Below are 11,570 nucleotides of genomic sequence, written 5' to 3' on the forward strand. Positions count from 1 at the left end.
GGGGTCAGAAGTGGTGATTGAGCTGCAGCGAGAAGATGTTGACCGAAGTCTCGAACTCGCCGCGCACGAACTGGGTGGTGCCCGTGGTACCAAGCACCGTCTGGCGATTGATCTTTGCCTTGTCAAAGAACAGGTGGGCGTAACCGACATCCACCGATGTCTGCTTGTTCAGCTTGTAGTTGAAGCCGAACGCCAGCCAGGTACGGTCCGAATCCGGCAGGCGCACGGTACGGTCGCTGGCGCTGCGGATCGGCGACTGGTCGTAGGCGACGCCGGCCCGCAGGCGCAGGGCGTCGGAGTACTGGTACTGGGCACCGACACCCACACGGTAGCTATCCTTGAAGCCCAGGTGCTCGTCGGTCAGCAGCGCACCGGTGTTGCGATTCGTCACCCGCAAGGATGGAATGGAACTCCAGCCCGTCCAGGTGTAGTCGGCCAGCAACTCCAGGCGATCGCCGATGCGTTGCGACACCGCCAGCGAGGCGCTGTCCGGCAGCTCGATCTTGACCTGTACCGGCGTCGAACCGGCCGGGTTCTTCGACTTGCCCTCAACCTTCAGATCGATGGACGAGCGGTAGGTCAGGCCAATGCGGGTGGTCGGCGTGACCTGGAACATGGCGCCGGCATTCCAGCCATAACCGGTGTCGTGTCCGGACAGCTTGTTCTCAACATCCACGGTCGCCGGTAGTGCGGCAGTCACCGGAATCTTGCTGCGCAAGTCGGCCTCGAAGCGCACCACGTTCACACCAAAGCCCAGCGACACCTGCTGATTGACCTTCCACGCCACCGAAGGATTGATATTGATCGCCTTGATCTCGGAATAGCTGCCCTGGTAACGGCCGATGAAAGCGTCATCCCATTCGGTCGCATTGCCGAAAGTGGGCGACACGCCCACACCGACACGCCAGTCAGGCGTGATCGACATCGCCCAATAGGCCGCTGGCAGATAGGACTGGCCGCCCGCCTGACCGCCGTCGCCACCCAGTGGATACGCCGGCGCTGGCGGCGCGGCAAGGCGCAGGGCGTTGGATCCCCGGTCCTTGAACTCCAGCGACCGGTCAAGCACGGTCAAGGCACCCGACAGGTGATGCCCCTCGGCAAGATAGGTCATCCCCGCGGGGTTGAAGAAAATCGTGCTGGCATCCTCAGCCACCGCCGCGGCGCCCGCATAGGCATAGCCGGTGCCCGCGCCGTTCTGATTCTGCAACTGAAAACCCGCCGCCAGCACCCCGCTCGACGCGAAACTGCCAACCGCCAGTGTGATCCACAACGCAAGCCTGTTTGGTTTCATCCTTTCGTCTCCTCTTATAGATATGACCGGACGTGCGTCTCTTCACCCCCGGGTACTGCACGGCATCGCAATCACTCCGCCGGTATTGGCCGCTTGCGGCCCTTGTCGTCGAGTGCGACATAGGTCAACCGCGCTTCGGTCACCTTCACCACGACCGGGTTCTCGGGGTCTCGCTCGGCATAGACCTCGACATCGACGGTGACCGAGGTCCGCCCCAGCGACACCACATCCGCATAGAAGCTGACCAGATCACCGACCGAAACCGGCTGCTTGAACACAAAGGAATTCACCGCCACCGTCGCCACCCGCGACTTGGCCCGCCGCCGTGCCGGAATCGCACCCGCGATATCGACCATGGCCATGATCCAGCCACCAAATACATCTCCGGCGGGGTTCAGGTCGGCGGGCATCGGCATCACCCGCAAAGCCGGCTGACGACCATCGGGAAGCGCGGTATCAAGATCATTCACGGGGCTCATCATCCATCCTTGTTATTTGCAATTTGCATACAATCAGACAAAATCGGCGACTCGCCCATCCGGACTTTCCCGGAGGACTGCTGGAAATGCATCGGCCCTCCCGTCCAGGGTGCAAAGCCGGTACCAAAGATCACCCCGGCATCGGCCAAATCGGCGTCAGCCACCACACCAGCCGCCACGCAACGGCGGGTCGCCTCCAGCAAGGGGGCCAGTACACGCTCGGCCAATCCCGCCAGCGCAGTGGCCTTGCCCTTCTGCGGCTTGCCGTCCATCCAGCGGTAATAGCCTTCGCCGCTCTTGCGACCCAGCTTGCCGGCATCCACCAGTGCCTGCAGACGTGGCGGCACCGCCGCCCCTTGGGTCAAGGCCTTGCCCGCGGCCAGCGCGATGTCCAGGCCCACGGTGTCGACCAGCTCCACCGGCCCCATCGGCATGCCAAAGTCCACCAGTGCGGCATCCACCGTCTCTGGTGCGATCCCCTCCTCGACACAGCGCAGGGCCTCCAGCATGTAGGGGCCCAGCACCGCATTGACCAGGAAGCCGGGGGCACTTCTCACCGGCAAGGGCAGCTTGTCGAGTTGACGTACAAAGGCGGCGGCGCGCTGCAGTGCGGCTTCGGCCGAGGCCTCGCCCTGCACCACTTCCACCAAGGGCATCATCGCGACCGGGTTGAAGAAGTGGATGCCCACCAGGCGGGCCGGATCCGCCAGCACGGTAGCGATGTCTTCCAGCCGCAGGCTGGAGGTATTGCTGGCCAGTACCGCGTCGGGTCTGGCCCGGCGTTCAATGTCGGCAAAGAGCGCACGCTTGGCCTCAAGATTCTCGAAAATGGCCTCGATCACCACGTCCGCCCGCGCCACCCCATGCCCTTGCGGGTCGGCGATCAAGCGGTCGAGGGCAAAGCGCAGCTCGCGCCGGTCGCCCTTCAGCTTGCGCTCGAACAGCTTCGCGGCGCGGGCGATTGCCGGCGCGATACGCTCCACCGTCTGGTCCTGCAGCGTCACGGTCAGGCCGCGTAACGCACAGACCGCGGCGATGTCACCCCCCATCACACCGGCACCCACCACGTGGACGTGACGGGGCACAAAATCCCCCCCTTTGCCGAAGGACTTCAGACGTTCCTGCAACTGGTACACCCGCACCAGGTTCTGTGTGGTCGGCGACGCGAAGATCACCTCCAGCGCCGCGGGGTCATGCGCAGGCACCGCCAGCGCGTCCCCCCCGAAGCGCGCCCAGATGTCGATGATGGCGTAAGGCGCCGGATAGTGCTCGCGGCGCGCCCGGCTCGCCACCTGCTTGCGCGCACGGGCCGCCACCACAACCCTGAACGGACCGTTCAACACGCGTGCCATCCACGGCAGGGTTCGTGGCGCAGCACCAGACAACAGGCGCATGCGTGCGGCACGCTCCATCACCCGCGGCGGCACGCAGTCATCCGCCAGACCGATCCGCTTGGCCTTTCTGGCATCCACCGGCTTGCCGGTCAGCATCAGGTCCAGCGCCAGCGCCGGCCCAATGCGCTGCGGCAGTCGTTTCATGCCACCCCAGCCCGGCACAATGCCAAGCATGACTTCGGGCAGCGCCAGCCGGGTCGCCGGCTCATCCACCACGATGCGATAGCGGCAGGCCAGTGCCAGTTCCAGCCCACCGCCCAGGCAATGTCCGCGGATCAAGGCCAGCGTGGGGTAGCGGACCTTTGCCAGACGTTCGAATAATTGCCACCCCCGTGCCACCAGGGCACGTGCCGCAGCCGGCGAATCCAGCCGGGTAAATTCTTCGATATCGGCGCCGGCAATGAAACCCGCAGGCTTGGCCGAGGTCATCACCAGGCCCAGCGGCGGCGCTGCGTCGAGCGCATCCAGCACCCGGGCAAACTCAGCCATGACATCGGCCGACAGCGTATTGGTACTGCTGCCTGCCTTATCGAATGCCAGCCATGCGATGCCGTCCGGTTCGCGGCGCAGGTGCCAGTGCGTAAAGGAGCAGCCGATATCATCCACAATCGCATTCATTGCACCGTCTCCACCAGCATCGCGCCACCCTGCCCACCGCCGATGCAGATGCTGGCCACACCCCGGCCACCGCCCTGCCGGCGCAGCACATTCACCAGATGCAGCACGATGCGCGCACCGCTTGCGCCTACCGGATGGCCCAATGCCACCGCCCCACCGTCCACATTGAGGCGGTCGGACAATGGCGCCCCAGGCGCCTGCGCCAGGCCAAAATGCTCACGGCAATAGCGCTCATCCTGCAGCGCCCGCAGGCAGGCAATCACCTGCGCAGCAAAGGCCTCGTTGATCTCCCAGGCATCCAGGTCGCGTGGCTGCAGACCGTGGCGCTGCAGCAGCGGCACTGCGGCATGCACGGGCCCCAGCCCCATCTGGTCCGGCGCCAGACCGGCCCATTCGCTATCGACGATGCGGGCCAGGGGCTGCAGACCGAAGCGCTCCACAGCCGCCGCCGAGGCCAGCACCAGCCAGGCGGCCCCATCGGTGATCTGCGAGCTGTTGCCCGCTGTCACCTGGCCATACTGCTTGTCAAAAAAGGGCTTGAGCTTGGCCAGCCCCGCCGGCGACGCATCGCGGCGCAATCCGTCATCCGCCTTGTACACCGTGCCGTCGCGGTCGATCAGCGGCACGATCTCGGCATCGAAATGGCCTGCATCCTGTGCGGCAGCGACACGCTGGTGGCTCTGCACCGCATAAGCGTCCATCTGCTCGCGGCTGATGCCAAAGGTCCAGGCCAGATTCTCGGCGGTCTGGCCCATCAACTGGCCAACGATGGGGTCGGTCAACCCCTTCATGATGCCGATCACCGGCGCCAGGTTGCCCAGGCGGAAGCGGCGCAATTGCGCCACACGGGCACCGGTGGTCTTCGCCGCATACCAGCCCGACAGCCAGCGCACCATCGCATCGGAGAACAACAGCGGCGCCCGCGACAATGCATCCACCCCGCCCGCCAGGACCAATTGCGAGCGTCCGGCTCGGATGTTGTTCATCGCCGAATCCAGCGCCTGCATGCCGCTGGCGCAGTTGCGCATCACCGTCCATCCCGGCACCTTCAAGCCGCAGCCCATGCGCAGCGCCACCACCCGGCCAATGTTCACCTCGTCCGGAGAGGGACTGGCGCACCCCAGGATGACTTCGTCGAGCTGGTCCGGGTCAAAACGCTGGCGCATCAGCAAGGCACGGCCCGCAGTGGTGGCCAGATCCGCCGCGGCGAAGGGCCCGGGGGCATTGCGCGCCTTCAGGAAAGGCGTGCGAGCCCCATCGATGATGTAGATATCCTGGCTCATGCCACTGCCGCTCACGCTGCTTCACGCAAGGCCGCGCCTTCGCACAGGCTGGCCTTCAAGCCGAAATCAAAGGGAAAGTCATCCACCCGGATCACCTTGTCACGCAACACCCCGCGCCGCTGCAGCAGCGCAAACTCGTCGGCATCGATCACCCCGGCCTCGAACGCCTGGCGCCACAGCGCATCCACCCCACCGCCAGCCGCCGCCACGAACTGGAAGCGCCCTGCCCGTTGCGCCTGCTTGACCTTGGTCTCGATCGGCTCCGCAGCCACCGTTGCCAGCAAGGCTGCCTCAAGCGCACCCAGCGGCTCTTCCACATCGGTCGGCAGATGCACGTCGGCGGTCAAGCGATCGCGGGTTGCGGACGGTTCGATCAGCAGGCGGGCAACGTCGTGCCCAAGGCGGTCCGACGGCACCACATAGGGGCGACCGAGCGGGAACACCACCAGACGGCGCAGCACCATCGCAAAGAAGCGGTTAGGGAAGTTGGCGATCACGCCTTCGAAAGCGTTCTGCGCGCGGAACATGCAATCCCAGATCGCCCAGTGCATCAGCGGCGCATCGGCGGCCTGGCGGCCTTCGGCCTCGTAGCGCTTCAAGGTCGCACTGGCGAGATACATCAGCGACAGGATGTCGCCCAGCCGTGCGGAGAGTTTTTCCTTGCGCTTGAGCGCACCACCCAGCGTCCCCATCGAGATGTCCGCAATAAAGGCGAAGGCGGCCGAGAAGCGTGTCAGCTGCTGGTAGTAACGCCGGGTCTCCGGCGCCACATCCGCCGGCACACTGACAAAGTGCGACCCCGTCAGCCCCATCACCGCCGCCCGCACACCACTGGAAATGGTGTAGCCGACATGCCCCCAGAAAGCACGATCGAAGGCCTGCAGATTTCCCTGCTGTGCGGCGTGCATCTCGTCCAGCACATAGGGATGGCAGCGGATCGCGCCCTGGCCGAACAGGATCAGGCTGCGGGTCAGGATGTTGGCCCCCTCCACCGTGATGCCGACGGGAATCTGCTGGTAGGCCCGCCCAAGGAAGTTCTGCGGCCCCAGGCAGATGCCCTTGCCGCCAATCACATCCATACCGTCGTTGACCGTCTGCCGCGCACGCTCGGTGACGTGATACTTGACGATGGCCGAAACCACCGACGGCTTCTCGCCCAGGTCGATCGCCCCGGCGGTCATGATGCGCGCCGCGTCGCACAGGTAGGTGTTGGCGCCAATCCGGGTCAGCGCCTCCTCCACGCCCTCGAAACGGCCGATTGCAGTCTTGAACTGATAGCGCACCCGGGCATAGGCACCGACTGCACGCGCCGTCAGCTTCTGCATGCCGGTGTTGGAGCCCGGCAGCGAGATGCTGCGCCCGGCGGCCAGACACTCCATCAGCATGCGCCAGCCCTGCCCCGCCATCTTCGGCCCGCCAATGATGAACTCCAGCGGCATGAACACGTCCTGTCCGCGGATCGGTCCGTTCATCCAAACCGCATTGAGCGGGAAGTGACGGCGGCCGATCTCCACGCCGGGATGATCATGCGGCACCAGCGCGCAGGTGATGCCAAGGTCGGACTCGCCCCCCAGCAGACGATCCGGGTCATACAGACGAAATGCCAGCCCGAACACCGTGCACACTGGCGCCAGGGTGATATAGCGCTTGTCGAAGGACACCCGCATCCCCAGCACCTCGCGCCCCTGCCACGAGCCCTTGCACACCACGCCGGCGTCGGGAATCGAAGCCGCGTCCGAGCCCGCCCACGGGCTGGTCAGCGCAAAGGCGGGAATCTCCTGCCCGCGCGCCAGGCGCGGCAGGTAATGCTGCTTCTGCTCCGGCGTGCCATAGTGCAGCAACAGTTCGGCCGGCCCGAGCGAGTTCGGCACCATCACCGTCACCGCTGGCGCTGACGAGCGGGTCGACAGCTTGGTGATCACCTGCGAATGGGCATAGGCCGAAAAGCCCTTGCCACCGTATTCGCGCGGAATGATCATGCCGAGAAAACCGCGGTCCTTGATGAACTGCCACACATGGGCCGGCATGTCCTGCTGCCGGGTCGCCTCCCAGTCCTGCACCAGCCGGCACAGCTCGTCGGTATCCTGATCGAGAAAAGCCTGCTCCTCGGCGTTCAGTGTGGGCCACGGATACGCTGCCAGCCGCCGCCAGTCCGGCCGCCCGCCAAACAGCTGCCCCTCCCACCACACCGTGCCCGCTTCAAGCGCATCGCGCTCGGTCTGCGACATCGACGGTAGCGCACGGCGAAAAGCCTTGAAAATGCGCGCACTGATCAACGCCCGCCGCAGGGGCACCACCAGAAACACCGCAATCACCGCGACAAAGGCCAGGATCGCCCCCGCCGCCGTCCCCACCGCCCAGCCATCCAGCACGGCCATTGCCGCCAGCCATGCCACGCCGGCCACCGCCCAGGCAAAAAGTGGCGCTCGCCCGTAGGCGAGCGCGCCTGCCAAGGGAGGGAGGGAAACCAGAAACCACCAGCTCATCGTTGTCTCCTTTCACCCGGCGCCGCGATCTTGGGGTCGCGCTATCGCCGTCAAGTTGAATGTGTCTCGTATCGAAGCCTGCTCAGGCGGCCTCACGCCCACCCTTGCGGGCAACCTCGGAAAACTCGGGCAGTGGCGCACGCAGCCCGCCTAGCAGGAAGGACATCAGTCGCGGCATCAGCCGCTGCGGATCGGCGTCGTCAAAATGCCCGGCAAACAGCTGCAAGCCATCCGTCCCGGCAATCGCGTAGGACATTGCCCCCATCATGAAATGGAAGCGCCACAGGATCTCCTCGCGCGGCACATCCGGCAGCGCGCCATACAGTGCCCCCAGGAAACGCTCCAGCACCTCGGCGTATTCCTCGGCCAGGAACTGGCGCACAAAGGCATTGGGTTCGGTATAGGTTCGACCCAGCAAGCGCATGAAGGTGTGCCCGCCATGTTCGGTATCCGCCGCCAGCTCCAGCGCCGTGCCAAAAAAGGCATCGACGATCCGGCTGGGCTTCAACGGCGCCCCGCCCGCATCAGCCTGAAGGCGCTCCAGCGCCGCCAGGCGCTGGCGGTTGAGCTCGGTCAGCCGGCGCCGGAACACTTCCTGGATCAGCGCATCCTTGCTGCCGAAGTGGTAATTGACCGCGGCGATGTTCGCCCCGGCCTGGCTGGTGATCATGCGCATCGAGGTCGCCTCGAAACCGTGTTCGACAAACAAGGCTTCGGCCGCATCCAGGATGCGGTCACGGGTTTCCGGTGCAGGCGGACGGACAGGCTGGCTCATCTGAAACGCTCACTTAAAACAGTTGTTTGAATCATACGTTTCATTGATGGCATGTCAAGCGTTTTTTATCGCCCCGCGAACGACTCAACAAAACTTGAACCGGACGAGGCTGGCGGTGGCAGCGGCACCGTCGAACGTCAATGAGGCATGTGTCGATCGGCTCACTTCCCTCCCCGCTCCCCTCCCCTATCCGGGCAAGCGGCGCATGGACGCCAGCAGTCCCAGGCGGTCCACATTGGTGCAGCGCCACACCACGATGCAATGTTTTCGTGCATGAAATAAATATTCATGCAAGTAACTTATTGATTATTCGTTCAAGCGGTGCTGGCACGCCCCGTGCTTTTCCCATGAGGAAACATTTGTTCTTAATGGTGATTCAGGGAGTGTTCAAACATGAGAATCAAAGGGATGTCAGCGGGCCGCCTTCAGGCGCAAAGGAGCCTCCAGTGAAGCTGATCAGCACAATCATCAAGCCATTCAAGCTCGACGAAGTGCGGATGGCCCTGGCCGAAGTGGGGGTACAGGGACTGACCGTGACCGACGTGAAGGGTTTTGGCCGGCAGAAGGGTCACACCGAGCTCTATCGCGGCGCGGAGTACGTTGTGGACTTCCTGCCCAAGACCAAGGTTGAAGTGGCGGTGGACGACACGCAGGTCGATGCCGCCATCGCTGCGATCGAACAATCCGCCGCCACCGGCAAGATCGGCGACGGAAAGATCTTCGTTTTCGACCTTCTCGACGTCATCCGAATCCGTACCGGTGAATCCGGCGCGCAGGCCCTGTAAGGAGAACATGATGCAAAGAATTCTCGCACCCATGGCAATGCTGTTCGCCTGGCTGTTCATGTCACCCGCCTGGGCGGATACCGCTGCCGCACCGGTTCCCGACAAGGGCGATGTCACCTGGCTGATCGTGTCGACCCTGCTCGTGGTCATGATGGCAGCACCCGGCCTGGGCCTGTTTTACGGCGGCATGGTACGCGCCAAGAACATGCTCTCGGTGCTGATGCAAACCCTGGTGGTGTTCTGCATGCTCGGCATCCTGTGGGCCATCTACGGCTACTCGCTGGCCTTTACCGAAGGCAATGCTTTCATTGGCGGCTTCGACAAGCTCTTCCTGCAAGGGGTGACGGCGGACTCGGTGACCGGCACCTTCAGCAAGGGCGTGGTCGTGCCCGAGTTCATCTACATCGCTTTCCAGCTCACCTTTGCCGCCATCACCCCGGCGCTGATCGTGGGTGCCTTTGCCGAGCGCATCAAGTTCTCGGCCGTGCTGGTGTTCATGGCACTGTGGTTCACCTTCTCCTATCTGCCACTTGCGCACATGGTCTGGTTCTGGGCAGGTCCCGACGCCTATACCAGCACCGAGGCAGCCGACGCGGCAACGGCCACCGCGGGCTTCCTGTTCCAGAAGGGTGCGCTCGACTTTGCCGGCGGCACGGTCGTGCATATCAATGCCGGTATCGCCGCGCTGGTAGCCGCGATCATGGTGGGCAAGCGCATCGGCTATGGCCGCGAGAGCATGGCGCCGCACAACCTGCCGATGACGATGGTCGGGGGTTCCTTGCTGTGGGTGGGCTGGTTCGGCTTCAACGTCGGCTCCAACATGGAAGCCACCGGTGTCGCCACCCTGGCGGTCATCAATACGATGCTCGCAACCTGCGCCGCCACCTTCGCTTGGACGCTGACCGAATGGGCGCGCAAGGGCAAACCTTCCATGCTGGGCGCAATCTCCGGTGCCATCGCCGGGCTGGTGGTGATCACCCCTGCCTGCGGCTTCGTCGGCCCGATGGGCAGCCTGATCATGGGCGGCCTGGTCGGCGTGATCTGTTACTGGGGCGTCAATGGTCTCAAGCGGGCACTAGGCGTGGATGACTCGCTCGACGTGTTCGGTGTGCATGGTATCGGTGGCATCGTCGGCGCCTTGCTGACTGGCGTGTTTGCCGCACCCTCGCTCGGTGGCACCGGTGTCTGGGACTACGTGACGGACTCCGTCGCCGAATACGACATGGCGTCCCAGTTGATCGCTCAGGCCTGGGGTGTGGGGACTGCCGTGGTGTGGTCTGCGGTGGTGTCCTTCATTGCCCTGAAGCTGGTCGATCTGACCATCGGTCTGCGCGTCACGGAAGAGGAAGAACGCGAAGGTCTGGACATCAGCTCGCACGGAGAAACGGCCTATCACTCCTGACCGGAGCCGTGTCCGTGGCGTATGGCTGCAGGCAGTACGCCACGGCATCGGCCCCTCAGGCCGGACTCGGGTACATCAGGATGCTCAGGAAGCGGATCGGGCACTGGATCATTCTTTCCGGTCCGTGCGGGATCTCACCGTCGAAGGTTAGCGCGTCACCCGGGTTCAGCACATAGGTGTGCTGACCATGACGGTACTCGATGCTGCCTTCGAGCATGTAGATGAACTCGGTTCCGGGGTGCTCGAAGATCGGAAAGGTCTCGGACTCGTGATCAATCGTGATCAGGAAGGGCTCGAAAACTTTCGTCGGCCCCTGTCCGTAAGACAGCAGGTGATAGGTGTGGCCACGTTTCGTGCCGCGCCGCACCACTTCCATGCCTTCGCCTTTGGGTACCAGCTGCGCACTGCCGGATGGAACGTCATAGCTCTTGAACAGGGTGGCGAGCGAAACGCCAAGCGCCTGGGCAAGGCGGGACAGGGTTTCCAGGCTGGTCGCCGTCTGCGCGTTCTCGATCTTGGACAGCATGCCGCGGCTGATGTTTGCGAGCGTGGCCACGTCAGCAATCGTCAGCCCGTGCTTGAGCCGGATCTCGCGCAGCGTGTTGCCCAGATAGCGCTCGAGACTCCCCGTGGTGGTCGTGTCGGACATGAGATCTCCTTTGTAAAACAGCCATTTCCCGAATTATTGCATACCCCCCCAAAAAACATGTTTCCTGTAAAGAAATTAAGTTGACTTAGAAAATTGTGCTGTGCATAATATGAATCATTAGTTCTCTACATGAAACACCAGAGGTCCCCATGTCACCCCAGCGCCGCTACACACTGTCGCTCTCCTGTCCGGATCGGGTCGGTATCGTTGCCGCCGTCAGCAGCTTCTTCTCCGGCCATCAGGGCTGGATCACCGAGGCGAACCACCACGCCGATGTGGACGGTCAGCGCTTCTTCATGCGTCAGGAGATCCTGGCCGACTCGCTGCCCTTCGACATCGCTGCGCTGCGCGAGAAGTTCGCACCGATTGCGCGTGAATTCGGCATGGACTGGAAGATCAGCGACAGCG

General features: G+C 63.8%; 9 protein-coding genes and 1 pseudogene. 3 read left to right on the top strand and 7 right to left on the bottom strand.

All coding sequences use genetic code 11. From position 1 onward, the window contains the following. Positions 1-4: 4 nt before the first annotated feature. From DNK49_RS18470 to DNK49_RS18495, 6 genes are all read right to left on the bottom strand, one after another. On the bottom strand, positions 5-1,291 hold the full coding sequence (locus DNK49_RS18470) for an OmpP1/FadL family transporter (protein ID WP_110528026.1): 1,287 nt from the start codon (positions 1,289-1,291) through the stop codon (positions 5-7). A gap of 71 nt (positions 1,292-1,362) precedes the next feature. After that, the gene (locus DNK49_RS18475) at positions 1,363-1,770 is read right to left on the bottom strand and encodes an acyl-CoA thioesterase (RefSeq protein ID WP_110528030.1); all 408 of its coding nucleotides are present in this window, start codon (positions 1,768-1,770) and stop codon (positions 1,363-1,365) included. Continuing rightward, a complete protein-coding gene (locus tag DNK49_RS18480) occupies positions 1,770-3,782 on the bottom strand; it encodes a 3-hydroxyacyl-CoA dehydrogenase NAD-binding domain-containing protein (protein ID WP_207807042.1) in 2,013 nt (670 codons plus the stop codon). Before DNK49_RS18480 ends, DNK49_RS18475 begins: the two co-directional genes overlap by 1 nt. Beyond that, positions 3,779-5,065 carry an acetyl-CoA C-acetyltransferase gene (locus DNK49_RS18485; protein ID WP_110528033.1) on the bottom strand — a complete coding sequence of 429 codons (1,287 nt, stop codon included), beginning with the start codon at positions 5,063-5,065 and terminating at the stop codon, positions 3,779-3,781. Before DNK49_RS18485 ends, DNK49_RS18480 begins: the two co-directional genes overlap by 4 nt. 11 nt (positions 5,066-5,076) lie before the next feature. Continuing rightward, the gene (locus DNK49_RS18490) at positions 5,077-7,551 is read right to left on the bottom strand and encodes an acyl-CoA dehydrogenase (protein ID WP_110528036.1); all 2,475 of its coding nucleotides are present in this window, start codon (positions 7,549-7,551) and stop codon (positions 5,077-5,079) included. 82 nt (positions 7,552-7,633) lie between these two features. Beyond that, positions 7,634-8,326 (bottom strand): TetR/AcrR family transcriptional regulator, encoded by a 693-nt coding sequence (locus tag DNK49_RS18495; RefSeq protein WP_110528039.1) that lies wholly within the window; start codon positions 8,324-8,326, stop codon positions 7,634-7,636. A 446-nt stretch (positions 8,327-8,772) separates the two neighbouring features. Here DNK49_RS18495 and DNK49_RS18500 point away from each other — a divergent pair, with 446 nt between their 5' ends. Beyond that, complete coding sequence (locus tag DNK49_RS18500) at positions 8,773-9,111, top strand: P-II family nitrogen regulator (RefSeq protein ID WP_110528042.1); 339 nt, start codon at positions 8,773-8,775, stop codon at positions 9,109-9,111. 10 nt (positions 9,112-9,121) lie between these two features. After that, positions 9,122-10,513, top strand: a complete 1,392-nt coding sequence (locus tag DNK49_RS18505) for an ammonium transporter (protein ID WP_110528045.1) — start codon at positions 9,122-9,124, stop codon at positions 10,511-10,513. Between the two features lie 55 nt (positions 10,514-10,568). Here the strand turns inward: DNK49_RS18505 and DNK49_RS18510 are convergent, their stop codons facing one another. Next, on the bottom strand, positions 10,569-11,162 hold the full coding sequence (locus DNK49_RS18510; protein ID WP_110528048.1) for a helix-turn-helix domain-containing protein: 594 nt from the start codon (positions 11,160-11,162) through the stop codon (positions 10,569-10,571). Between the two features lie 149 nt (positions 11,163-11,311). Between DNK49_RS18510 and DNK49_RS18515 the strand changes: the two are divergent. Further along, positions 11,312-11,570 (top strand): annotated as a pseudogene (locus tag DNK49_RS18515) (formyltetrahydrofolate deformylase); the annotation flags it as partial.

The sequence above is a fragment of the Parazoarcus communis SWub3 = DSM 12120 genome (assembly GCF_003226565.1).
Taxonomy (GTDB): Bacteria; Pseudomonadota; Gammaproteobacteria; order Burkholderiales; family Rhodocyclaceae; genus Parazoarcus; species Parazoarcus communis.

Bases quoted from the DNA above. Each gene is read 5' to 3' on its own strand.
- DNK49_RS18470 (WP_110528026.1), bottom strand. From the start codon at position 1,291: ATGAAACCAAACAGGCTTGCGTTGTGGATCACACTGGCGGTTGGCAGT.
- DNK49_RS18475 (WP_110528030.1), bottom strand. From the start codon at position 1,770: ATGAGCCCCGTGAATGATCTTGATACCGCGCTTCCCGATGGTCGTCAG.
- DNK49_RS18480 (WP_207807042.1), bottom strand. From the start codon at position 3,782: ATGAATGCGATTGTGGATGATATCGGCTGCTCCTTTACGCACTGGCAC.
- DNK49_RS18485 (WP_110528033.1), bottom strand. From the start codon at position 5,065: ATGAGCCAGGATATCTACATCATCGATGGGGCTCGCACGCCTTTCCTG.
- DNK49_RS18490 (WP_110528036.1), bottom strand. From the start codon at position 7,551: ATGAGCTGGTGGTTTCTGGTTTCCCTCCCTCCCTTGGCAGGCGCGCTC.
- DNK49_RS18495 (WP_110528039.1), bottom strand. From the start codon at position 8,326: ATGAGCCAGCCTGTCCGTCCGCCTGCACCGGAAACCCGTGACCGCATC.
- DNK49_RS18505 (WP_110528045.1), top strand. From the start codon at position 9,122: ATGCAAAGAATTCTCGCACCCATGGCAATGCTGTTCGCCTGGCTGTTC.
- DNK49_RS18510 (WP_110528048.1), bottom strand. From the start codon at position 11,162: ATGTCCGACACGACCACCACGGGGAGTCTCGAGCGCTATCTGGGCAAC.